This is a genomic window from Kribbella sp. NPDC050820, assembly GCF_040653975.1.
Taxonomy (GTDB): domain Bacteria; phylum Actinomycetota; class Actinomycetes; order Propionibacteriales; family Kribbellaceae; genus Kribbella.
The window spans coordinates 19,546-40,822 of record NZ_JBFAHB010000021.1 but is presented as its reverse complement, the minus strand read 5'-3'; the positions used below and the strand labels follow the sequence as shown (position 1 = coordinate 40,822).

Sequence of the window (21,277 nt, the reverse complement as noted above, 5' to 3'; positions counted from 1 at the left end):
CATTTCATGTTTTAGCATGTCATCGATCCGTTGACAAGATCCATGTCACCAGAACGTTGACAAGGCTTCAGGCCTGGGTACAGGCGGCGCATGACGGAGAACGAATGGTTGATCCGGGCGCCCGTGGCCGACGTGTTCGCGATCCTGACCGACGGGTGGACGTACGCCGCCTGGGTGGTCGGGGCATCCCGGGTGCGGGACGTCGAGGAGGGGTTCCCGCAGCCTGGTCGCAGCCTGCACCACTCGGTCGGGATCTGGCCGCTGGTCATCGACGACACCACGACCGTCCAGCAGTACGAGCCACTGCGTTTCCTGCAACTCCGCGTACGCGCCTGGCCGACCGGCGAGGGCCAGGTCGAGTTCGTCGCGACCGACCGTGACGGCGCCTGCCACCTGGTCATGCGCGAGCAGGCAGTCAAGGGACCGGCCGCCGCGCTCCCGCACAGCCTGGTCGACCCGATCCTGAGCGTCCGCAACCACGAAACCCTGCGCCGGCTCGCATTACTGGCCGAGCGGCAGCACTGAGATCGCCCCGCGCGGGTACCGGAACCACATGACGACGCAAGGTTCCGTGTGGCTCGCGACCGCGACGATTCCGGCGTACGACGGGATTCTCGCCGACAAGCACGCTGACGTGGTCGTGGTCGGTGGTGGCGTGATCGGACTGACCACCGCGCTGTACCTGCAGCAGGAGGGCGCGGACGTCGTACTGCTGGAAGCCGGCCGGGTCGGTGGGCGGACCAGCGGCAACACGACCGGCAAGGTCACATCCCAGCACGGCGCGATCTACGCCGATCTGCTCGACCGGCACGGCGCCGGCAAGGCGGGTCAGTACGCGACCGCCAACCAGGCCGCCGTCGAGGAGGTCGCCGCGCTGGTGGACCGGCTCGGCATCGACTGCGAGCTCACCCGTACGTCGGCTTTCGTCTACTCGGCGACGCCCGACTCGCCGCTGCGCCGCGAGGCCGATGTCGCGGCAGCGTTCGGGCTCCCGGCCCGCTTCGTCGACCCGGACGAGCTCGACCTGCCACTGAAGGTCGCCGAGGTCGTGTGCTTCGACGACCAGGTGCAGCTCCATCCGGCGCAGTACCTGGCCGGCCTCGCGACGGCGTTCACTCAGGCCGGCGGCCGGATCTTCGAGAACAGCCGGGTGACCGAGCTGAACACCGACCACGACATCCAGGCCGTGACCGCGCAGGGACCGCTGGTCCGCGCCAACCACGCGATCCTCGCGACGCTGCTGCCGATCGGGCTCACCGGCGGGTACTTCGCGCGGACCCGACCAAGCCAGTCGCAGGGCATCGCCGTACGGCTGCCGGTCGAGGCGCCGCGCGGGATGGCGATCTCCGTCGACTCACCCACGCGGTCGACCCGACCGTGGCCGGGCGGTGGCCCGAACGGGCTGATCGTCGTCGGCAACGACGAGGAGAGCGACGCCGAGTCGACCTACCAGAGCCTGGTCGACTGGGTCGGCGAGGCGTGGGGCTTCGAGGCCGTGCCGGAGTACCGCTGGTCCGCGCACGACTACAGCACGCCGGACCTGCTGCCGTTCGTCGGCAAGGCGCCGGGTACGCCGGTCCTGGTGGCCACCGGCATGCACAAGTGGGGCCTGAGTAACGGGACCGTTGCCGCCGGCATCCTCCGCGACCTGGTCCTCGACCGCGACAACCCGACGGCGAGTCTGTACGACGCCGGCCGGATCGGCGACATCCAGGCGGTGGCGAAGCTGGTGAAGGACAACCTGCACGTCGGCAAGGAGTTCGCGAGCGGGCACCTGGGCCGGCTGAAGGGCGGGCTCGACCACCTCGAGATCGGGCAGGGCGGCCTGCTCACCCTCGAGGACGGCAGCACCGTCGGCGCCTACCGCGACCACGACGGCGACCTCTACACCGTCGACCCCGTCTGCACCCACCTCGGCTGCCCGCTGCGCTGGAACCCCGCCGACACCACTTGGGACTGCAACTGCCACGGCTCCCGCTTCAGCTACACCGGCCAGAACCTGGACGGTCCGGCCACCAAGCCGCTCACTTCGCCACGATCAGAGCCTGCGGAGCCGCCTGCTTGATCCGGGTCTGGAGCCAGCTGAGCTGAGTCGCTGTCTCCGCCTGGCACGATTTCACGGTCTTCAGGAGATCGCCGTCGGGCACGCCCTGCGCCGCCTGGCCGACCACGGTCCAGGTGATGTCGACGAACGACGCCAGCGCATAGAGGTCCTGCAGATCTCGGAGCAGGCCGACGCCGCCCGACCGCGTGCCGCTGAACTCGGCCGCGCGGAGGCGATCCGGCTCGTCCTCGCGCTGCTCGCCGTACCGGCTCATGAACGGCCCGAGCGCCTCGACATGACCGGCTGCCTTCTCGCCGAGCGCATGACACAGGTGCTCGACGTCCGGCTCGTCGGCGTGGTCACGGCCGACCTTGCCGAATGCGTCGGCCAGGGACTCCTCCGCGGAGTGCAGCAGGCCCAAGTACGTGGACAGATGCATGTCACACCTTCCGTACCCGGACGGCGGCGACCTTGAAGAGCGGTTGCTTCGAGACCGGGTCCCACTCGGTGAGCGTGAACTCGTTGGCCGCCGTACGGCGATCGTCGTCCCAGTAGCCGAAGTGGAACGGGACGAACACGACGCCCGGCCGGACCGTGCCGATCCGCGCCGGACCTTCCATCCATCCGCGGGCCGACTCCACCCGCACCTGGTTGCCCTCGGCAACCCCCAGGTCGGCGGCGTCCGCGGCGGACAGCTCCACCCAGACCGACGGCTCGGCGCGCCGGAGCTTCGGCGACCGGCCCGTCTTGGTCCGGGTGTGGAAGTGGTACGGCGAGCGCCCGGTGGTCGCGATCAGCGGATACTCGGCCGAGATCCACTCCGGCGGCGGCTGGAACGCGGCCGCCTTCAGGAACGCCCGCCCGGCCGGGACCTTCGCCTTGTACTGATCGGGCGTCGTACTGCCTCCGGTCAACAGGTCGTGTCCGAAGTCCTCGCAGACCGCCGGGTCGGTCGGGAACACCGAGTCCGCGTACAACCGATCGGTTCCCTCCGGCACCTCGTCGGTGCACGGCCACGGGATCCCGCTGCCGCCGCGCAAAGCGTCGTACGTCAGGCCGCTGTAGTCACACGGCCTGCCGCGGCTGCACTCCTTCCACGCCTCGAACGCCTCCTCGGGCGTCGCCCAGCCGATCAGCGGATCGCCGTCCCGGTCGCGGAAGTCCATCCGGCGGGCGTAGTCGAGGAAGATTTCGAGATCGCTGCGCGCCTCCCCCGGCGGATCGACAGCCTGGTCCGACAGGTGCACAGTGCGGCTCGCGTTCGTGAACGTGCCCTGCTTCTCACCCCAGAGCGCGGCCGGCAGCACGACGTCGGCGTACTGCGCCGTCTCGGTCAGGAACCCGTCCTGGACGACGAGGAACAACTCGTCCCGGTCGAGGATCTCCCGGATCCGCGGCAACTCGGGCAGCGACACCGCCGGGTTGGTCGCGGAGATCCAGAGGAAGTCGATCGAGCCCTGTTCGACGTACCGCCACAACTGCATCGCGTGCGTCGGCGGCGCCCAGTGCGGGATCTTGAGCGGGTCGACGTTCCAGAGTCTCGCCAGCTCGTCGATGTGCTGCGGGTTGGCCCAGTTGCGGAAACCGGGCAGGTCCCCGTCGGCCCCGCACTCCCGGGTGTTCTCCGCGGTCGGCTGCCCATTCATCTGCAGCACGCCGCAGCCCGGCTTCCCGATCAGACCGCGCAGCAGGTGGAGATTGTTGACCTGGCAGGCCGAAGCGGTCGCCTGGTGCGACTGGTAGAAGCCCTGCAGCACGGTAGACAGCACGCGTTCCGACGTCCCGAAGAGCTCGGTCGCCCGCTGGACGTCGACCGCGCTCACGCCACAGATCTCCGCAACCTGCTTCGGCTCGTACGGCGCCACGGTCGCGACCAGCTCGTCGTACCCGAGGGTGTGGCGGGCGACGTACTCCTGGTCGACGTACCCGTGCTCGATCAGCTCGTGGATCAGGCCGTTCATCAACGCCAGGTTCGTGCCGGGCAGTGGCGCAAGATGCAGACCGCCGGTGCGTGCGGCCAGCTGCGCGACCGGGGTGTCGCGGGGGTCGATGGCGACGATCGCCGGGGTGTCCGGACCTTCGACCCGGTCGAGGACGCGGGACCACAGCACTGTCTGGGTCGCGGCCATGTTGTGCCCGAACAGGAAGAGCGCGTCGCACGAGTCGATGTCCTCATAGCTGCCGGGCTGGCCGTCCGAGCCGAACGTCTCCTTGAGCGACGCTCCCGCGGTCGCCGTGCACAAGCGAGTGTTGCCGTCCATGTGCGGCGTACCTAGACCGGCCTTCCCGATGACCGCGAGGGTGTAGTACTCCTCGAGGAACAACTGGCCGCTGGTGTAGAAGCCGTGCTGCAGCGGGTGCCGCTTCTTCGACTCCTCGACGATCCGGTTCATCGCCTCGTCCCAGGAGGCCGGCCGCAGCCCGTCAGGCGTTCGAACCAGTGGTTGGGTCAACCGGTCCTGGTCGCTCCACTGCCAGGAGGCGTACAACCCTTTCGGGCCGAGCCGCCCGTGGTTGATCCGGTCCACGGCCCGGCCGCGGACGCCGACCATCTTGCCGTCCTTGACCGCGATGTCGCAGGCACAGCCGTTGCTGCAGAGCACACAGGCCGACTGCACCCACCGATCGACCTCGTGCTCGGCGATGGACAACTCCTGATCCACTCGGACCGGCCACGCCGTACCGCGCTCATGCGGCGTTCGCTCGCCCCAGACGTTCTGCACCCTGTCCACGATCGGTGCGGTACCCAACCATTTTCCGGGCATGCGAAAGGCGCGCGTCCCGGGTGCCGGGGCGCGCGCCTTGCGGGGTGCTGAGGGTCAGACTTCCTTCTTGGCGATCCCTGCCATCAGGATGCGCTGGTAGGGCTGCAGCTCGTCGACGGCCGGGATGTCGGCGTCGGGGTCCTCCGGGAACCAGCGGGCCAGGAAGTCCAGGCCCGGCGGGATCAGCGGCATGCCGAGGAAGTGCTGCTCGATCCGCTCCGGGGTCCGGATCCAGCCGTTGCCGAGGCTCTCCAGGCCGGCCCGCTCCATCCCCTTCTGCAGCGGCTCACCGGTGTCGACGAAGTCGGTGATGAACAGGTAGCTGCCCGGGACCATCTTGTTCATGATCGTCCGGACCCACTCGTCCGGCTTCTCGTCGTCGTGGAAGTGCATGTGCAGACCGACGATCATCAGCGCGATCGGACGGCTGAAGTCCAGGTGGGCGTTGATCTCCGGGTTGTCCAGGATCTCCTGGGGCCGCCGCAGGTCCGCGGTCACCACGATGGTGCTGTTGTTGGTCGCCAGCAGCGCCCGGCCGTGCGCGAGCACGATCGGGTCGTTGTCGACGTACGCGACCTTGGCGTTGGGGTTGACGTCCTGCGCCGCCTCGTGGGTGTTCTTCTGCGTCGGCAGGCCGCTGCCGATGTCGAGGAACTGGTCGATCCCGGCCTGGCGGGCCAGGTACTGCACGCCCTTCACCAGCGCCTGCCGGTTCTCGATCGCACAGCGACCGGCGTCCGGGACGTACTTCAGGTAGAGCCCCGCGCCTTCTCGGTCGGCGGCGAAGTTGTCTTTACCACCAAGCAGTGCGTCGTAGACGCGCGCGATGGTCGGTTGGGAAGTGTCGAACTCCGGATTCGGATCCGAAGTGTCGGAAGTCGCCATCGGCGCAGCCTTCGTGTCGGGGAATTCTGGACTGTCATCGTAGGGCAGTTGCGGACCTGTTGGAGCACTGGTTCGGTCCGGCGGGGGTGTTGGTCCGAAAGTCGGTCGAAGCAACCGCTCGTTTCCCTGATTCCTCAACCAGAGAAGCCTTTTCACATCCGCCAGGTCCTGACAAACCACCAACCTGCAACGCCTTCATCCCCCTCTTTCCCCACCCCCCATCCCCCCAACCCCAACAACCCTCCAGAACCACAGGCCGAGGTAGCCGAGGGCACCACCACCCGGCGCCCCACCCCAGAGCCGGGTGGCGAGGTGCCCGGCGGAGCCGAGCCGGGTGATGAGGCGTGGGGTGGGGGTGGTGGGCATTTGGGGCGGGGTGGTGGGGAGAAACGGTCACGGGGGGCTACTGGGGAGGGGTGGGGTGGGGGGTTTTGGGCACGCGGGGTAACGGGGCGGACACATCGTCGCTAAGCGTGTACGATGCAAATGCAAGGCCAAATGCACGTGCATATGCCAAAGACGTACGGAAGGTGCAGCTGATGACTGCTGTCTACAACGGCATGCCCGGCGACTCGATCACCGAGCTGAACTGGCGGAAGAGTCAGCGGAGTGGCCCCAACGGCAACTGCGTAGAGGTCGCGAAACTGCCGGGCGGCGGCGTGGCGATGCGGAACTCGCGTCACACCGACGGGCCGGCGCTGGTGTTCACCAAGGCCGAGATCGAGGCGTTCCTCGGCGGCGTCAACGATGGGGAGTTCGACGACCTCGTCTGAACTTCACCGGAAGCAAGAGGCCCCTTCGCCAGGCGAGTGACGAAGGGGCCTCTTCTTGTCTGCGACGAGTCAACCGGCAACGCGACGAGTCAAACGACAGCAGTACGGCGCCCCGCCGACGACGCCGAGCGCGTCCGGCAGAGCGCCGTACTGAACTGCAGGTGAACAGCAAAGGCCGACCCTCCGGCAAGGGTCGGCCTTGGTCTGTGGTTGGGGCAGGCAGCTACTACTGCACGGTGAGCGGCCAGAGCTGCTCACTCGGCAGCTCGGACGCCGTCGCGCCGGCCGAATTGTCAACGGTGATTCGCAATCCGGTGAACTTCGGCGTCATCACCCGCTGGTACCGCGATGCGCGGTCGGGCTCGGCAAGGTACTCGGCGATCAGGTGGTCTCCCAGCCAGATCCGCACCATCTTTCGGCCTCCTGCTGCTCGGTCGGTGGTCATGGGGCCAAGCTCACGATCGGGTCGCCGTCGAGGTGACGGACGCCGCGCAGCCAGCCCTCGAAGGCCCAGCGCTGTTGCTCGGGGCAACGCGCGACCAGTTCCTGGATCTCCCGCTCGGTCAGCTCGTCGGGCGCGCGTCCGCTCGTGTCGGCGGTGTGCTCGGCTGCCTCACTGTCGTCGTGGTTCATCGACTCGGGTTCCCCAACCAGTCATGCCGGCGCTTGCGCCACCGGCGGTCTGTAGGACCGGCCTGCCGGATCACGCGATGTCACTTTTCGCGAGATTCAGCTCACCTTCTGTGCATGAATCAATCATGGCGTCGGCACGCTGCGAATGCAAGCGTCGGATGCACGTGCATCCGCACGTTTTCCACTTCGTGACCCGAAAACCTGGTTTTCCGCCTGCAGAGAGCCCTCGAGGCGACCGACGAACGCCGTTCGACAGCGATCCCGAGCATCCATTTGTCAGGACAAATAAGCCCCGACTGACCGGTTCAGCACTACGCTGTGTGATCGTGAATGTGAAGACTGGCGGCTTATGTAAGAACTTCGGCAGATTGCCGGTCGTCCATGCGATGATGTCTGCCTGCGGAGTGATGTCGCCGCTGAGCCGAACTGCTGGGGGCTGTGGGAGGTGGGTGTGACCGAGTCGGGCGCGCAAAGCGGGCCGACTGCGCTCCGGATCATCCTGGGGGCGCACCTGCGAAGGATGCGGGAGGCGGCGGGGATCAGCCGCTCCGACGCAGGCTGGGAGATCCGCTCGTCGGAGTCCAAGGTCAGCCGGATGGAGCTCGGCCGCGTCGGCTTCAAGGAGCGCGACGTCAGCGACCTCCTGACGCTGTACGGCCTCGACGACGGCGAGGAGCGCGAGCGACTGCTCTCCCTCGCGCGCGACGCGAACAACCCCGGCTGGTGGCACCGCTTCGGCGACGTGCTGCCGAGCTGGTTCCACTCCTACCTGGACCTCGAGTCCGCCGCCCAGCTGATCCGTACCTACGAGCTGCAGTTCATCCCCGGCCTGCTGCAGACCCCGGAGTACGTGCGTGCCGTCGTCCAGCTCGGCCGCGGCCTGATCCCGGCCGACGAGGTCGAGCGCCGCGTCGCGCTGCGGGTGAACCGGCAGGGCATCCTGACCCGGCCCGACCCGGTGCGGCTGTGGGCCGTCGTCGACGAGTCGGTGCTGCGCCGGCCGATCGGCGGCGTGAAGGCGATGCGGCTGCAGCTGGAGCACCTGCTCGAGGCCACCCACCTGCCGAACCTGACCCTCCAGGTGATGGAGTTCGAGGGCGGCGGCCACGCCGCGACCGGCGGCGCGTACAGCATCCTGCGTTTCCCGGAGCAGGACCTGCCGGACATCGTCTACATCGAGCACCTGACCAGTGCGCTGTACTTGGACAAGCTCGAGGACCTGGACCGGTATACGGCCACCATGGAAGCGCTGTGCGTCGCGGCCCCGCCGCCGAACAAGACGCGCGACATCCTCTCCCGCATCCTGCGCTCGTACGACGACTGACGTTCCAGCGCGCCGTCCGGCGTTCAGCTGTTGTCGGTCAGCCAGGTGATCAGCGGCTTGGTCGCCCGCCAGTCGGCACGCACCAGCTCGGCGAGCTCGGGCGTGTGGATCACCGGCTCGAAGCCGTAGGACTTCCCCACCGTCAGCGACTTGTGCCGGAGCAGGTCGATCCGCGGGTGGTCCGCGTCGTACCCGCGCGGGCTCGTCTTCAGCTTGTCGCCGCCGACCTCCCAGCCGGCCCCGGTGAGGTCGGCCAGCAACCGCTCGAGCTGCTTGCCACGCCGGTCGTCGTCGATCGCCGTCCGGACCCGGCCGAGCCGCTCCGAGCTGGCCTCGTAGAACCCGGCCGCGACCCGCACACCGGGCGCCGAGACCTGCACATACCACCCGGTCGCCGGCGCGACGTCGATGAACGCGCCCTGGTGCGTCTTGTACGGCGTTTTGTCCTTGGCGAACCGCACGTCGCGGTACGGCCGGAACAGCTTCGCCGGGCCGAACTCCTCCTCCAGCTCCGCCAGCAGCGCCGCCATCGGAGCGCGGACCGACTCCTCGTAGACGTGCTTGTGCGCCGTCCAGAACGTCTTGCTGTTGTCCATCTCGAGGTCGTCGTAGAAGTCCAGCGCCGCCGCAGGAAAACCGGTGAAACTCATGCGGTCACGATAGTTCGAGGTTGATTGACTGTTTGCGCCGCGGGTACCGGGGCGGTCTGCCGACCGAGCAGGTGCGCCGGCAAAGACCTGGCGCATGCCGGCGCACCGCCATCAGGCCAAGGACCCGAAGAACGCCCGGATGTCGTCGACCAGGACCCCGGGTTGCTCGAGCGCGGCAAAGTGACCGCCGTGCGGGTGGCTGGTCCAGCGGATGATGTTGTTGGTCCGGTCGGCGATGTGGCGCAGCGGGATGAAGTTGTCGTGCGCAAGATCAAGCAAGGCGGTCGGGGTGGCGGACGGCTCCGGCGGCTGACCCCAGTACGGCGCATGCGCTCGCTCGTAGTAGATGCGGCCCGCGGATCCCGCCGTACGCGTGAGCCAGTAGAGCATCACGTTGGTGAGCAGCAGGTCGCGGTCGATGGCGCTCGCCGGATCCGACCACTCCGCGAACTTCTCGGCGATCCAGGCCAGCTGCCCGACCGGGGAGTCGGTGAGCGCGTAGGCGAGGGTCTGCGGTCGCGTCGACTGCAGGTCGGCGTACCCCTGCTTGTCCTTCGCCCATTCCTGATACCGGCGCCACGAGGCCCAGGTGCGTTCGCGCTCGGCCGGGTCGAGTGGCTCGAGCTCTTCCGGTGTCGGCTCGGCGGTCGCGCCCGCGCCCGGGATGAGGTTGAGATGTACGCCGACCACCTGCTCGGGGTGGAGCCGGCCGAGCTCACGTGAGATCGCGCCACCCCAGTCGCCACCTTGGACGCCGTACCGGTGGTAGCCCAGGCGCGTCATCAGCTCGGACCAGGCTTCGGCGATGCGGAGCAATTCCCAGCCGGTGTCGCGGGTCGGCCCGGACAGCGGGAATCCGGGGATGCTCGGGATCACCAGGTGGAAGGCGTCGGCCGGGTCGCCGCCGTACGCGCGGGGGTCGGACAGCGGTCCGGCAACGTGGGTGAACTCGACGATCGATCCCGGCCAGCCGTGGGTGAGGAGGAGTGGCGTCGCCTCCGGCTCGGGCGAGCGGATGTGGGCGAAGTGGACGTTCGCGCCGTCGATGGTGGTCGTGTACTGCGGCCACTCGTTCAGGCGCCGCTCCGCCGCGCGCCAGTCGTAACCGTGACGCCAGTACTCGACTAGTTCCCGGAGATGCGTCCTGGGTACGCCGTACGCCCACCCGACATCGGGGAGCTCGTCCGGCCAGCGCGTCAGGTCGAGGCGTGCGCGCAGGTCGGCCAGGTCGCTCTCCGGCACGTCCAGCCGGAACGGTTCGATGCTCAGGCGCTGACCTTGTCCCGGACGACCTTCACGGCCGCTGCGGCGATCAGGCAGAGCACGCCCGCGCTGATCACGATCGTGACCAGCGTGCCGGCGCTGTTGAGGGCGTTGTCGCAGGCCATCGGGGTGATGCCCGCGGCCGGCTGGAACGCCGAACCACAGACGGTGCCACCGGCCGAGACCGACCGGAAGCCGAGCGCCACCCCGCCGAGGGTGATGACCGCTCCGGCGATGGCAAGAATCTTGTTCAGCGTCGTCACGACGATCCCGGCGCCGCTGATCGCGGGCATGCCGACGGCACGCCCCGTGAGCCCCGTTGCACTTCGTTCACTCCTGACCTCGACTGACACCCGGATTCGAACTTACGGTCCGGCGCAGGGTGATCCACACTCGGGCGGGCGGTCAGCACTGATTCTTCACACAGTCCTTACTCAGGACATGACCGGCCGTGACGATCGTCTCAGACCGCGATGTGGCCCCGGTCACGTGCCCCAGCACCTCCTCGGCGACTACTTCTGGCGCAGCGCATCCAGCAGCAGATCGAGGTGACCGCGGTGCTGCGCGGTCTCCTCGATCATGTGCAGATAGATCCACCGCATGCTGACCAGCTGCTCCCCGAACGACGCCCGGGCGGCCAACGCATCCAGTGAGTCGATCCGCGCGGTGATCCGCCGGCTGGTGTCGCATGCCTCGACGTACAACTCCCGCAGTACGGCGACCGAGTCAGCCGCCGCCGAGTGGAACTCCCAGTCCGGGTCCTCGTCGAACGGCGCCGAGCGCCACGGCTCGGCGCTCGGTGCGTCGAGCAGTTTGTGGCTGAACCAGAGGTCCTCCATCGCGGCCAGATGCTTCACGATCCCGCCGACGGTCAGCTCGGTCGCCGGCAGGAGGTGCTGAGCGGCCTGCTCGTCGGTGAGGCCGTCCAGGGCACGGAGCACGGCCGCGCGGTGGAAGTCCAGGAACTGTTCCAGCATCGGGCGCTCGTCGGTAGCCACCTGTGGGTAGTCGGTCACGGACTGATTGTGCCCGGGGACCTGGCGTGTCGCCTTCCGATGCTCTAGCCTCCACGTATGAAGAGTTCTGCAGATGTGCAGAGTGCGGATGCCTGCAATGTCCGGCTCGTGGATCCGGAGCGGGTGGCCAGCGTCAACGCCAGGATGCCCGCCGAGGCGGACGTGGTCGACACGGCGGACGTGTTCAGCCTGCTCGGCGATCCACGCCGGCTGAAGCTGCTGGTCGCGCTGCTCGACGGCGAGCTGTGCGTCTGCGATCTCGCTGCCGTCACCGGGATGAGCGAGTCCGCGACCTCCCACGCCCTCCGGCTGCTGCGGGCGCACCGGGTGGTCGCCGTACGACGGGACGGCCGGATGGCGTACTACCGCCTGGACGACGCCCACGTCCGGATGCTCGTCGACCTGGCGGTCGCGCACACCGAGCACACCGACGCCATCCACCCCGAAAGGTCCGACGCATGAGCGAGGAACACGGCCACGGTCACGGCCACGGGGTCAGCGCCGACGCGGACCGCAAGCTGCTGAGCGGTGCGCTTGCGCTGATCGTCGGCTTCATGGCCGCCGAGGTGGTCGTCGGTATCGCGGCCGGCTCGCTCGCGCTGATCACCGACGCGGCCCACATGCTGACCGACGCGATCGCGATCGTGCTGGCCCTGATCGCGATCCGGCTGGCCGCCCGGCCGCCGGCCGGGGGGTTCACCTTCGGCCTCAAGCGGGTCGAGATCCTGTCCGCGCAGGCGAACGGCATCACGCTGCTGCTGCTCGCGGCGTACTTCGTCTACGAGGCGATCCACCGGATGATCGACCCGCCCGAGGTGAAGGGCGCGCTGGTGCTGATCACCGGTGTGGTCGGCATCGTGGTGAACCTGATCGCCACCTGGATGATCAGCAAGGCGAACCGCAGCAGCCTGAACGTCGAGGGCGCCTACCAGCACATCCTGAACGACTTGTTCGCGTTCATCGCAACCGCGATCGCCGGTCTCGTCGTCCTGGTCACCGGCTTCGCCCGCGCCGACGCGATCGCCGCGCTGATCGTCGCCGCGCTGATGCTGAAGGCCGGCGTCGCGCTGGTCCGCGACTCCGGCCGGATCTTCCTCGAGGCCGCGCCCGCCGGACTCGACCCGCAGGCTCTCGGCGCCGAGCTGTGCGCCGTGGAGGGGGTCGTCGAGGTGCACGACCTGCACGTCTGGGAGATCACCTCCGGCGAACCGGCCGCCTCCGCCCACATCCTGGTCGCGGAAGGGCTCGACTGCCACCACATCCGTGTCCGGATCGAGGCGCTACTGGCCGAGCGTCACAACCTGACCCACTCGACCCTCCAGGTCGATCACGCCACCGGCGACGAGGTGGACGCGCACTGCAGCGACGCACACGGCACCGTGCACCGGTCGATCACAGCCGCTGGAAGAGGACCTGACCCGGCCATTCCGAGTCATTGACCGGTACGGCGAACTCGACCATCCGGGTGAAGCCCTGCTTCTCGTAGTACCGGACCAGTGCCCCGTCGCCACCGGCGAAGCAGTCCACCCGCAGCAGCCCGACGCCGGCGTCTCGCGCCAGTTCGCGGGCGTGGTCGAGCAACGCCGTACCGATGCCCTGGCCGGCGGAGGCCCGGTCCGTCACGAGCAGGCGCACGTACAGCTCCGGCTCCTCGGCCGGCGGCACGTACGGCATCGCGTCCCCCACGGCCAGCGCCCCGACGACCCGCCCGTCGTCCTCGGCCACCCACAGCCCGCCGTCGTCGGCGAACCCGGTGATCTGCGCGATCCGCCGCGGGTTCGTCGAGTGCGGCTCGGTGCCCCACTGGTCGGTCCGTCCCCGCGCGACCAGCCACTCGGTCGCGCCGTCCAGCAAAGCCAGCACCTCGGGTACGGCGGAGTGCCCTGCCGGTCGGATGGTGATCACCGATCAACAATAGATGTCGAAAACCGGTGCTCTGTCTCTACCTAGTGGGTGAAGGCACCCCGAGAGAGGAACTCACCGTGACCAAGAAGACCGGAAAGCTGGACAAGACGTTCACCGCGCCGCTGCAGAAGAGCGACGCCAAGGGCGGCTGGACCTTCGTGCAGATGCCGGGCTCGGCCGAGTACTTCGGCACCCGCGGCCTGGTGAAGGTCCGCGGCACGATGGACGGCCACCCCTTCGAGAGCTCGTTCATGGCGCTGGGCGACGGCACCCACAAACTCCCGGTGAAGGGCACGCTCCGCGACCTGATCGGCAAGCACCCCGGCGACGAGATCACCGTCCACCTCGAGGAGCGATTGGGGTGAGGGGTACAGATCGACAGGACGTATACGTCCACGGCCGGAAGCTGCCCGGCTGAATCCGCCGGGCAGCCGGCTCGATCGACGCACACCTCCTGTCGAACTGCACCAGGCGCTCACGCGAGCGACACCAGGTCGAGGTAGTCGTCGGTCCAGAGGTCTTCGGTGGCGTCGGGGAGGATCAGGACCCGGTCGGGGCGGAGGGCCTCGATGGCGCCCTCGTCGTGGGTGACCATGACGATTGCGCCCGGGTAGCTGCCGACCGCTCCGAGCACCTCGTCGCGCGAAGCCGGGTCCAGGTTGTTGGTTGGCTCGTCCAGCAGCAGCACGTTGGCGCCGGAGTGAACGAGCCCGGCCAGCGCCAGGCGGGTCTTCTCCCCGCCGGACAGCACGTGCGCCGGCTTCTCCGCGTCGTCACCGCTGAACAGGAACGAGCCGAGCACGTTCCGGACCTCGCCGTCGGTCAGGCCGGGCGCGACCGACGCCAGGTTTTGCCGGACAGTCCCAGCGAGGTCCAGGGTGTCGTGCTCCTGGGCGAAGTACCCGAGCCGCAACCCGTGACCGGGGACCACCTGGCCGGCGTCCGGCTCCTCGCGACCGCCGAGCAGCCGGAGCAGGGTGGTCTTGCCCGCGCCGTTCAGCCCGAGCACGACCACGCGACTCCCCCGGTCCACGGCCAGGTCGACTCCGTCCAGCACCTGCAGGCCGCCGTACGCCTTCCGCAGACCGGTGGCGCGCAGCGGAGTCTTCCCGGACGGCGCCGGCTCCGGCAGACGGATCCGGGCCACCCGGGCGGCACGCCGTACCGGCTCGAGGTCGGAGAGCAGCTTGTCCGCCCGCCGCGCCATGTTGCGCGCGGCGACGGCGGTGTTGGCGCCGGCCTGCATCTTCGCCGCCTGGGCGTGCAGGACCGCGGCCTTGCGCTCCGCCGTGGCCCGTTCCCGGGTACGGCGACGCTCGTCGAGCTCGAGCTGGTCGAGGTACTTCGCCCAGCCGGTGTTGTGGAGGTCGATCGTGGTCCGCTGCGGGTCCAGGTGGAACACCCGGTTGACCGTTGCCGCCAGCAACTCGCGATCGTGGCTGATGACCATCAGGCCGCCCGGGTAGCCGAGCAGGAACTGCCGCAGCCACTGCACCGAGTCCGCGTCGAGGTGGTTGGTCGGCTCGTCGAGCAGCAGCGTGTCGTGCTGCGCGAACAGGATCCGGGCCAGCTCGACCCGGCGCCGCTGACCGCCGGACAACTCGCCGACCGGCTGCTCGAGCGCCCGGTTGGGCAGTCCGACGCCGGCCGCCAGCCGCGCCGCCTCCGCCTCGGCCGCGTAGCCGCCGCCCGCCTGGAACCGCGTCTCGGCCCGGGCGTACGCCGCCATCGCCCGCTCCTGCGCCTCGCCGGTGGCGGTGCTCATCGCGGCCTCGGCCTTGCGCAGGTCGCGGACGGCGACATCCAGCCCGCGAGCGGACAGGATCCGGTCGGTGACCGTGATGGCCGGGTCGGCGGCCCGCGGGTCCTGCGGCAGGTACCCGACGGAGCCGGTCACGCTGATGGAGCCGGCGGCCGCGCGGTCCTCGCCGGCCAGCGTCTTCATCAGGGTGGTCTTGCCGGCCCCGTTACGGCCGACCAGCCCGACGCGGTCGCCAGGGCTGACGTGAAAGGAAAGGTCGGACAGCAGCAGGTGGGCGCCGACGCGAATATCTACACCGCGGACGGTGATCATGGTTACTCTCCGTGAAAGCTGGTGGACACACTTCTCGCGTGGAAGCGGGTCCGCAGCTAGACACAGAGGCAAGTAGCCATGCGCCCAGAGTAGGTCGATCCCGGAGAGCCACCAACTGATTTAGTGCAGCCGCACTCTCGGGTCCAGGACGGCGTACGCGATGTCGACCAGGATGTTGGCCACCACGACAGCGGCCGAGGCGAACAGGACGATGCCGATGATGACCGGGAGGTCCTGCTGGTTGATCGCGGTGACCGCGGTCTTGCCCAGTCCGGGCAGGCTGAAGACCGTCTCGATGACGACCACGCCGCCGACCAGCTGACCCAGGTCGATGCCGAACTGCGTCACCACCGGCGTCATCGCGCTGCGCAGGCCGTGCCGGACGATGACGCGACTCTCCCGCAGGCCCTTCGATCGCGCCGTACGGATGTAGTCCTCCCCCAGCACGTCGAGCATCGAGCCGCGGGTCAGCCGCGTGTACGTGGCCGCGAGCAACAAAGCCAGCGCGATCCACGGCAGCAGCAGGTGCTGGAACCACGGCCCGAAGCCCGCGCTCAGCGCCGAGTAGCCGCCGGCCGGGAACCAGTCGAACCCGGACAGCGTGAGCCGGAAGTACAGGAAGTACAGCAGCAGCAACCCGAGCAGGAACGACGGGAACGAGTAGAAGAACAACGAGAACAGCGTCAGCCCACGATCGGCGAGCGACCGCGGGTGCACCGCCGAGATCACCCCGTTGAACACCCCGAGCAGCAACCACAGTACGGCGGCTCCGAGCGCGAGCGACACCGTGATCGGCAGCGCCTGCCCGATGATCGTGGTCACCGGCACCTGGTGGTAGTAGTCGTACCCGAGGTTGCCCTGCGCCGCGTTCTCGACGAAGTGCAGGTACTGCTTCCAGACCGGCAGGTCCAGCCCGAGCCGGTGCTTGATCAGCGCGATCGTCTCCGGGGTCGCCTGCCGGCCCGCGAGCGTCTGCGCGACGTTGCTCGGAGCAACGAAGAACAGCGCGAACACCGCCACCGTGATCAGCCAGAGGACGAGGATCCCGTGGCCGACCCGGCGAATCAGGAACAGAGCCATGTCCTAGGTCCGATCCGCTCGGGGGTCGAAGGCGTCCCGGACCCCGTCACCGAACAGGTTGAACGCCAGCGTGGTGATCAGCAGCGCCAGACCGGGGAAGAGGATGAACCACCACGCGGTCGTGTAGTAGTTCTGCGACGCGCTGATCATCCCGCCCCAGTCCGCGGTCGGCGGCGGCAGCCCGAGCCCGAGGAACGACAGCGTCGCCTGGGTCACGATCACCACCGGGATCAGCAGCGTGGTGTAGACGATCACCGGCGCCAGCACGTTCGGCAGCACGTCGACGAACATGATCCGGACGTCGCCGGCGCCGAGCGACCGGGCCGCCTCGACGAACTCACGCTCGCGCAGCGACAGCACCTGCCCGCGCACGATCCGGGCCACCGACGCCCAGCTGAAGAACCCGATCACCAGCACGGTCACGGTCAGGCTGGGCCCGGTGACCGACACCAGAGCGATCGCGACCAACAGGAACGGCACCGACAGTACGACGTCGATCAGCCGGGCCAGCACGGTGTCGACGATCCCACCGAGGAACCCGGCGGCCAGCCCGAGGACGACGCCGATCGCGACGGTGATCGCGGTGGCGATGACGCCTACGAGCAGGGACACGCGGGCGCCGTACGCGATCCGGACCAGGATGTCGCGGCCGAGGTCGTCGGTGCCGAGCCAGAACGTCCCGTTCGGTCCGCGTGGCAGCCCGTCCTCGGTCAGCCCGATGTCGCGGTACTGCTCGTTCGGCGGGTGCCCGGTGACGTGCGCGAACAGCGGCGCGAAGACCGCCATCAGCACGATCAGCACGATCACCCCGAGCGAGACCACCGCGACCTTGTCCCGGCGCAACCGCCGCAATGCAAGCGCAAACGGGCTGCGCCCCTCGATCGCCGGCGCCTCGACCGAGGTGTCCACCAACTCCAGCGCGGTGGTCATGAGGCCTTGAGATCCGGTATGGCGGTGGACAGGTCCTCGCCCAGTTCCAGCGGATGGAGGCAGGCCGTGCGGTGGTCGTCGGGATCGTCGAGTACGGCGACCAGCGCCGGCTCGCCCGCTGCGCAGTCGGCCCGGGCCTTCGGGCACCGGGTGTGGAACCGGCAGCCGGCCGGCGGATTCGTCGCGGCGGGGATGTCACCGCCGAGGATGATCTGCTCGCGGCTGTCGGCGGTGTCCGGATCCGCGACCGGCAGCGCGGACAGCAGCGCCCGGGTGTACGGGTGCCGGGTCTGCGCGAACAGGTCGGCGGTCGGTGCGATCTCCGCGATCTGGCCCAGGTACATGACCGCGATCCGGTCGCTGACGTGCCGGACCACGGACAGGTCGTGCGAGATGAACACGTAGGTGAGGTCGAACTCGCGCTGCAGATCCGCCAGCAGGTTGATGATCTGCGCCTGGATCGAGACGTCGAGGGCGGACACCGGCTCGTCGCAGATCACCAGCTTCGGCCGCAGCGCCAGCGCCCGGGCGACCCCGATCCGCTGCCGCTGCCCGCCGGAGAACTCGGCCGGGAACCGGTTGTAGTGCTCGGGATTCAGCCCGACCAGCTCCATCAACTCCTGGACCTTCTTCTTCCGGTCCAGGCCCGACGCGATGCCGTGGATGCTGAATGGGTCGCCGATGATCGAGCCGACCCGGCGGCGCGGGTTCAGCGAGCCGTACGGGTCCTGGAAGATGACCTGGACCTCACGCCGGACCGGACGCATCGCCTTGCGGGACAGCGTGCTGATCTCGGTCCCGTCGAACCAGACCGAGCCGGACGTCACGTCGTACAGGTGGGCCATGCAGCGGGCCAGCGTCGACTTGCCGCAGCCGGTCTCGCCGACCAGGCCGAGGGTCTCGCCCTTGTGGACCTCGAGGGAGACCCCGTCGACCGCCCGGACCACCTCCCGCGAGTGCGTGGGGAACTCCTTGCGGACGTTCTCCACTCTCAGCAGTACGTCGTCGTTCATGAAGCGATCGCCTCGCTTACGTCGTGGGGTAACCAGCAGGCCGACTGGTGCCGGGGGTCGCCGCCGACGTCGGCCAGCGGCGGCGTCTCCGCGCGGCACTTGTCGAACACGTGCGGGCAGCGGGACGCGAACGGGCACCCGGCCGGGAGGCTGATCAGGCTCGGCGGGCTGCCCGGGATCGGCGTCAGCCGCTCGCCGGAGCGGGCCGGCAGGGAGGCCAGCAGCCCTTGGGTGTAAGGGTGATGGTTGCGGTAGAAGATGTCGCGGCGCGGCGCGCGTTCCATCACCGAGCCGGCGTACATCACGACCACGTCGTCGGCCATCTCCGCGACCACGCCGAGGTCGTGGGTGATCAGGATGATCGCCGTGCCGAACTGGTCCTGCAGCCGGCGCATCACGTTCAGCACCTGGGCCTGCACGGTCACGTCGAGGGCGGTGGTCGGCTCGTCGGCGATCAGCAGCGCCGGGTCGAGGGCCATCGCCATCGCGATCATCACCCGCTGCCGCATCCCGCCGGAGAACTGGTGCGGGTAGTCGTCGATCCGCTCCGCGGCCCGCGGGATGCCGACCAGCGTGAGCAGGTCGGCGGCGCGTTGCCGGGCCGCCGCCTTGCCGATCGCCCGGTCGTGCGCCCGGATCATCTCGACGATCTGCCAGCCGATCCGGTAGTGCGGGTGCAGGCTGGACAGCGGGTCCTGGAAGATCATCCCGATCCGGTCCCCGCGCAACCGCCGCAGGGTGGCCGGGTCGGCGGTGATCAGGTCGGTGCCGTCGAAGTACGCCGTACCGGAGACCTGGGCGCCCCTGGTCAGGCCGGTGATGGTCTGGGTGGCGACGCTCTTGCCGGAGCCGGACTCGCCGACCACCGCCAGCGTCTGCCCGGCCTCGACGTCGAACGACAGACCCCGGACGGCACGGACGGTACCGTCCGGGGTGTCGAAGGAGACCCTGAGGTCCCTCACTTCAAGCAGGGCCATGAGGTTAGCCGCCCTGCTTGTCCTTGGAGAGCCACACGTTGGTCGGGTCGTAGTTCTGCATCGAGGGGACGTAGACGGCGTTGTTCACCTGCTCGGCGTGGTAGTTCGCCTGCTTGTTGTTGGTCAGCGGGTAGAACGCGGCCTGGTCCATCACCCGCGCGTCCGCCTTGGCCCACAGCTCAGCGGCGGCGTCGGTCGTCGGCGCCGCGATCGCCTGCTTGATCAGCGCGTTGGTCTCGGGGTCGTTGTAGAGGCCGAAGTTGCTGCCGATCGGCGGGAACGACGGCTCGCCGGAGAACAACGGGTTGAAGAAGGACAGCGCCGCGTTGCCGTACCAGTCCGCGCCCCAACCGGCCAGCGACAGGTCCCAGACCCCGCGCCGCGCGACGTCCGGGACCTGCAGGTACTTCACGTAGAAGTCCGCGTTCGGCGACGGCACACCGGTGACGGTGATCCCGGCCTTGGACAGGTCCTGCTGGATCGTCTGGAACGTCTTGCTGCTGCCCTCGGTCGCGTTGCGGTAGAGGAACTTCAGCGTCAGGTGCGGGTACCCGGCCTCGGCGAGCAGCTGCTTGGCCTTGTCCGGGTCGTACGGGTACGGGTCGATCTGCTTGGACCCGGTGATCACGTCCGGCAGCACGTGGGTGAGCGGTGGGTTCAGCGTCTTGCCCCCGAGCACCTGCAGGATGTGGTCACGGTTGATCGCGTAACTGATCGCCTGCCGCACCTTCGGGTTCTCCAGCGCCTTGTTGTTGTTCGGCGACACGGTGTTGTAGATGACGTACGGGTTCGAGCTCGCGGTGTCGCCGATGGTCAGGTTCGGGTCCTTCTTGGCCTGCAGGGCCGGCAGCTGCGACGGCGGTGGCGGGACGTCGAACTCCATGTCGGCGGTCGGCGTACCGGTCTGCAGTTGCTGCTGCACCGAGTCCTGGGTGACGGTCTCGTTCACCACGATCTTGTCGACGTACGCCTTGCGCACCGGGTCGGTGGAGGCGTCCCAAGCCGGGTTCCGCGAGTACGTGATCGACTTGGTCGGCACCCACGAGTCGACCTTGTACGGGCCGTCGGACGGGTAGTTGTTGCCGAGCTCGGTGCTGGCCGGCAGGTACTTCAGCACCTCGACCGGGGCCGGGGAGAAGGCCGGCAGCGTGAGCATGTCGACGAAGTAGGTGGCCGGCTGGGTGAGGTGGAACTCGACCGTGGTCTGGTCCTTGGCCACCACGCCGGGCAGCGGCGTCTTGTCGATGTAGGCCTGGATCGCGGCCGGGGTCTTGTCCACCTTGGCGAAACCGTCGGCGAAGGCCTTGTAGCCCACGATCAGGTTCGCGAAGTCGGGGATGCCGCCGAACGGCTGGACCGGGTTCGCGGTCCGCTTCACGCCGCGGACCATGTCGGCGGCGGTCACCTGCCGGGCCGGGGACGTGTTCCACTGCGCGCCGGGCCGGATCTTGATCGTGTACGTCTTGCCGTCGGCGCTGATCCCGCCGTTGTCCTTGGTCGGGATCTCGGTGGCCAGGTCGGCCACCGGCTTGGTGTTCGCGCCGCCCGGCTCGGCCGGGTAGGTGAACAGCTGGCGGCTCCACATCCGCAGGTTCAGGTAGCCGACCGAGTAGTAGCTGATGTTGGGATCCATGTAGTCGACATCGCCGGCCCCGAGCATGTTCAGGGTGCCGCCGGTGACCGGTGTGGCCGCGGTACTTCCGGATCCGGACGGTGATCCGCCACCACTGCTGCATGCGGCGAGCGCGAGCGTCGCCACGGCGGCAAGGGATACTGCCGCCAGCCGTCTTCTGGCCATTGGTCCTCCTCCGGGACTCGATGAGGCCGAAGCTAGGACGGCGAGCGCCGTACGGAAGGCCGGTCACAGAACCGTCAGAGCCTTGTCACCGCGAGTCCGCGCGAAGATGACGAAGTCATGACAGACGTCACTCACAGTTGGGCCTGC

The 21,277-nt window shown here is 68.8% G+C and carries 23 protein-coding genes; 7 read left to right on the top strand and 16 right to left on the bottom strand.

Annotated elements, in window-relative coordinates; all coding sequences use genetic code 11:
* The first annotated feature begins 90 nt into the window (after positions 1 to 90).
* Together AB0H36_RS19975 and AB0H36_RS19970 are read left to right on the top strand one after the other, a co-directional pair.
* Positions 91 to 525, top strand: coding sequence for an SRPBCC family protein (locus tag AB0H36_RS19975; RefSeq protein ID WP_360524997.1), 435 nt, complete (start codon positions 91 to 93; stop codon positions 523 to 525).
* A gap of 28 nt (positions 526 to 553) precedes the next feature.
* Complete coding sequence (locus tag AB0H36_RS19970; RefSeq protein WP_360524994.1) at positions 554 to 2,065, top strand: FAD-dependent oxidoreductase; 1,512 nt, start codon at positions 554 to 556, stop codon at positions 2,063 to 2,065.
* Here the strand turns inward: AB0H36_RS19970 and AB0H36_RS19965 are convergent.
* The 3 genes from AB0H36_RS19965 to AB0H36_RS19955 all read right to left on the bottom strand — a co-directional run bounded on the left by AB0H36_RS19965 (position 2,025) and on the right by AB0H36_RS19955 (position 5,694).
* Positions 2,025 to 2,483 (bottom strand): hypothetical protein, encoded by a 459-nt coding sequence (locus AB0H36_RS19965; protein ID WP_360524991.1) that lies wholly within the window; start codon positions 2,481 to 2,483, stop codon positions 2,025 to 2,027. The two genes, AB0H36_RS19970 and AB0H36_RS19965, sit on opposite strands and share 41 nt — an antisense overlap.
* 1 nt (position 2,484) lies before the next feature.
* Positions 2,485 to 4,776: a nitrate reductase gene (locus AB0H36_RS19960; RefSeq protein WP_360524988.1), complete on the bottom strand. Its 2,292-nt coding sequence runs from the start codon at positions 4,774 to 4,776 to the stop codon at positions 2,485 to 2,487.
* 87 nt (positions 4,777 to 4,863) lie between these two features.
* Positions 4,864 to 5,694, bottom strand: coding sequence for an SAM-dependent methyltransferase (locus AB0H36_RS19955; protein WP_360524985.1), 831 nt, complete (start codon positions 5,692 to 5,694; stop codon positions 4,864 to 4,866).
* A 539-nt stretch (positions 5,695 to 6,233) separates the two neighbouring features.
* Here AB0H36_RS19955 and AB0H36_RS19950 point away from each other — a divergent pair.
* The gene (locus AB0H36_RS19950) at positions 6,234 to 6,467 is read left to right on the top strand and encodes a DUF397 domain-containing protein (RefSeq protein WP_360524982.1); all 234 of its coding nucleotides are present in this window, start codon (positions 6,234 to 6,236) and stop codon (positions 6,465 to 6,467) included.
* Positions 6,468 to 6,693: 226 nt separating this feature from the next.
* Here AB0H36_RS19950 and AB0H36_RS19945 read toward each other — a convergent pair whose 3' ends face one another.
* Together AB0H36_RS19945 and AB0H36_RS19940 are read right to left on the bottom strand one after the other, a co-directional pair.
* The gene (locus AB0H36_RS19945) at positions 6,694 to 6,912 is read right to left on the bottom strand and encodes a hypothetical protein (RefSeq protein ID WP_360524979.1); all 219 of its coding nucleotides are present in this window, start codon (positions 6,910 to 6,912) and stop codon (positions 6,694 to 6,696) included.
* Positions 6,909 to 7,100, bottom strand: coding sequence for a hypothetical protein (locus tag AB0H36_RS19940; protein WP_360524976.1), 192 nt, complete (start codon positions 7,098 to 7,100; stop codon positions 6,909 to 6,911). Before AB0H36_RS19940 ends, AB0H36_RS19945 begins: the two co-directional genes overlap by 4 nt.
* A gap of 451 nt (positions 7,101 to 7,551) precedes the next feature.
* Here AB0H36_RS19940 and AB0H36_RS19935 point away from each other — a divergent pair, with 451 nt between their 5' ends.
* The gene (locus AB0H36_RS19935; protein WP_360524973.1) at positions 7,552 to 8,424 is read left to right on the top strand and encodes a helix-turn-helix transcriptional regulator; all 873 of its coding nucleotides are present in this window, start codon (positions 7,552 to 7,554) and stop codon (positions 8,422 to 8,424) included.
* Between the two features lie 23 nt (positions 8,425 to 8,447).
* On the opposite strand, the gene AB0H36_RS19930 is transcribed toward AB0H36_RS19935, so the two are convergent.
* From AB0H36_RS19930 to AB0H36_RS19915, 4 genes are all read right to left on the bottom strand, one after another.
* Positions 8,448 to 9,074, bottom strand: a complete 627-nt coding sequence (locus AB0H36_RS19930; RefSeq protein WP_360524970.1) for a DUF2461 domain-containing protein — start codon at positions 9,072 to 9,074, stop codon at positions 8,448 to 8,450.
* A 111-nt stretch (positions 9,075 to 9,185) separates the two neighbouring features.
* A complete protein-coding gene (locus AB0H36_RS19925) occupies positions 9,186 to 10,337 on the bottom strand; it encodes an epoxide hydrolase family protein (RefSeq protein ID WP_360525199.1) in 1,152 nt (383 codons plus the stop codon).
* 2 nt (positions 10,338 to 10,339) lie between these two features.
* Positions 10,340 to 10,630, bottom strand: a complete 291-nt coding sequence (locus AB0H36_RS19920; RefSeq protein WP_360524967.1) for a hypothetical protein — start codon at positions 10,628 to 10,630, stop codon at positions 10,340 to 10,342.
* Between the two features lie 219 nt (positions 10,631 to 10,849).
* The gene (locus AB0H36_RS19915; protein WP_360524964.1) at positions 10,850 to 11,353 is read right to left on the bottom strand and encodes a DinB family protein; all 504 of its coding nucleotides are present in this window, start codon (positions 11,351 to 11,353) and stop codon (positions 10,850 to 10,852) included.
* A gap of 57 nt (positions 11,354 to 11,410) precedes the next feature.
* Between AB0H36_RS19915 and AB0H36_RS19910 the strand changes: the two genes are divergently transcribed.
* Positions 11,411 to 11,815, top strand: a complete 405-nt coding sequence (locus AB0H36_RS19910; RefSeq protein ID WP_360524961.1) for a metalloregulator ArsR/SmtB family transcription factor — start codon at positions 11,411 to 11,413, stop codon at positions 11,813 to 11,815.
* Complete coding sequence (locus tag AB0H36_RS19905) at positions 11,812 to 12,792, top strand: cation diffusion facilitator family transporter (protein ID WP_360524959.1); 981 nt, start codon at positions 11,812 to 11,814, stop codon at positions 12,790 to 12,792. Before AB0H36_RS19910 ends, AB0H36_RS19905 begins: the two co-directional genes overlap by 4 nt.
* On the opposite strand, the gene AB0H36_RS19900 is transcribed toward AB0H36_RS19905, so the two are convergent.
* The gene (locus AB0H36_RS19900; protein WP_360524956.1) at positions 12,746 to 13,258 is read right to left on the bottom strand and encodes a GNAT family N-acetyltransferase; all 513 of its coding nucleotides are present in this window, start codon (positions 13,256 to 13,258) and stop codon (positions 12,746 to 12,748) included. The genes AB0H36_RS19905 and AB0H36_RS19900 overlap by 47 nt on opposite strands.
* Before the next feature lie 77 nt (positions 13,259 to 13,335).
* Here AB0H36_RS19900 and AB0H36_RS19895 point away from each other — a divergent pair, with 77 nt between their 5' ends.
* The gene (locus AB0H36_RS19895) at positions 13,336 to 13,623 is read left to right on the top strand and encodes a DUF1905 domain-containing protein (RefSeq protein WP_360524953.1); all 288 of its coding nucleotides are present in this window, start codon (positions 13,336 to 13,338) and stop codon (positions 13,621 to 13,623) included.
* Between the two features lie 110 nt (positions 13,624 to 13,733).
* On the opposite strand, the gene AB0H36_RS19890 is transcribed toward AB0H36_RS19895, so the two are convergent.
* The 6 genes from AB0H36_RS19890 to AB0H36_RS19865 all read right to left on the bottom strand — a co-directional run bounded on the left by AB0H36_RS19890 (position 13,734) and on the right by AB0H36_RS19865 (position 21,130).
* A complete protein-coding gene (locus AB0H36_RS19890; protein WP_360524950.1) occupies positions 13,734 to 15,332 on the bottom strand; it encodes an ABC-F family ATP-binding cassette domain-containing protein in 1,599 nt (532 codons plus the stop codon).
* Positions 15,333 to 15,452: 120 nt separating this feature from the next.
* Positions 15,453 to 16,412, bottom strand: a complete 960-nt coding sequence (locus AB0H36_RS19885; RefSeq protein ID WP_360524947.1) for an ABC transporter permease — start codon at positions 16,410 to 16,412, stop codon at positions 15,453 to 15,455.
* 3 nt (positions 16,413 to 16,415) lie between these two features.
* Positions 16,416 to 17,342, bottom strand: coding sequence for an ABC transporter permease (locus AB0H36_RS19880; RefSeq protein WP_360524944.1), 927 nt, complete (start codon positions 17,340 to 17,342; stop codon positions 16,416 to 16,418).
* Positions 17,339 to 18,355: an oligopeptide/dipeptide ABC transporter ATP-binding protein gene (locus AB0H36_RS19875; protein WP_360524941.1), complete on the bottom strand. Its 1,017-nt coding sequence runs from the start codon at positions 18,353 to 18,355 to the stop codon at positions 17,339 to 17,341. The genes AB0H36_RS19880 and AB0H36_RS19875 overlap by 4 nt, the downstream gene beginning before the upstream one ends.
* On the bottom strand, positions 18,352 to 19,317 hold the full coding sequence (locus tag AB0H36_RS19870) for an ABC transporter ATP-binding protein (RefSeq protein ID WP_360524938.1): 966 nt from the start codon (positions 19,315 to 19,317) through the stop codon (positions 18,352 to 18,354). Before AB0H36_RS19870 ends, AB0H36_RS19875 begins: the two co-directional genes overlap by 4 nt.
* A gap of 19 nt (positions 19,318 to 19,336) precedes the next feature.
* Entirely contained in the window at positions 19,337 to 21,130 is a 1,794-nt protein-coding gene (locus tag AB0H36_RS19865) for an ABC transporter substrate-binding protein (RefSeq protein ID WP_360524935.1), read from the bottom strand.
* Positions 21,131 to 21,277: the final 147 nt, after the last annotated feature.

What these genes read in the sequence shown, in the direction of transcription:
- AB0H36_RS19970 (WP_360524994.1), top strand. Translation starts at nt 554, where the DNA reads ATGACGACGCAAGGTTCCGTGTGGCTCGCGACCGCGACGATTCCGGCG.
- AB0H36_RS19930 (WP_360524970.1), bottom strand. Translation starts at nt 9,074, where the DNA reads ATGAGTTTCACCGGTTTTCCTGCGGCGGCGCTGGACTTCTACGACGAC.
- AB0H36_RS19910 (WP_360524961.1), top strand. Translation starts at nt 11,411, where the DNA reads ATGAAGAGTTCTGCAGATGTGCAGAGTGCGGATGCCTGCAATGTCCGG.
- AB0H36_RS19865 (WP_360524935.1), bottom strand. Translation starts at nt 21,130, where the DNA reads ATGGCCAGAAGACGGCTGGCGGCAGTATCCCTTGCCGCCGTGGCGACG.
- AB0H36_RS19945 (WP_360524979.1), bottom strand. Translation starts at nt 6,912, where the DNA reads ATGACCACCGACCGAGCAGCAGGAGGCCGAAAGATGGTGCGGATCTGG.
- AB0H36_RS19885 (WP_360524947.1), bottom strand. Translation starts at nt 16,412, where the DNA reads ATGGCTCTGTTCCTGATTCGCCGGGTCGGCCACGGGATCCTCGTCCTC.
- AB0H36_RS19975 (WP_360524997.1), top strand. Translation starts at nt 91, where the DNA reads ATGACGGAGAACGAATGGTTGATCCGGGCGCCCGTGGCCGACGTGTTC.
- AB0H36_RS19880 (WP_360524944.1), bottom strand. Translation starts at nt 17,342, where the DNA reads ATGACCACCGCGCTGGAGTTGGTGGACACCTCGGTCGAGGCGCCGGCG.
- AB0H36_RS19875 (WP_360524941.1), bottom strand. Translation starts at nt 18,355, where the DNA reads ATGAACGACGACGTACTGCTGAGAGTGGAGAACGTCCGCAAGGAGTTC.
- AB0H36_RS19890 (WP_360524950.1), bottom strand. Translation starts at nt 15,332, where the DNA reads ATGATCACCGTCCGCGGTGTAGATATTCGCGTCGGCGCCCACCTGCTG.
- AB0H36_RS19965 (WP_360524991.1), bottom strand. Translation starts at nt 2,483, where the DNA reads ATGCATCTGTCCACGTACTTGGGCCTGCTGCACTCCGCGGAGGAGTCC.
- AB0H36_RS19905 (WP_360524959.1), top strand. Translation starts at nt 11,812, where the DNA reads ATGAGCGAGGAACACGGCCACGGTCACGGCCACGGGGTCAGCGCCGAC.
- AB0H36_RS19955 (WP_360524985.1), bottom strand. Translation starts at nt 5,694, where the DNA reads ATGGCGACTTCCGACACTTCGGATCCGAATCCGGAGTTCGACACTTCC.
- AB0H36_RS19940 (WP_360524976.1), bottom strand. Translation starts at nt 7,100, where the DNA reads ATGAACCACGACGACAGTGAGGCAGCCGAGCACACCGCCGACACGAGC.
- AB0H36_RS19920 (WP_360524967.1), bottom strand. Translation starts at nt 10,630, where the DNA reads ATGCCCGCGATCAGCGGCGCCGGGATCGTCGTGACGACGCTGAACAAG.
- AB0H36_RS19950 (WP_360524982.1), top strand. Translation starts at nt 6,234, where the DNA reads ATGACTGCTGTCTACAACGGCATGCCCGGCGACTCGATCACCGAGCTG.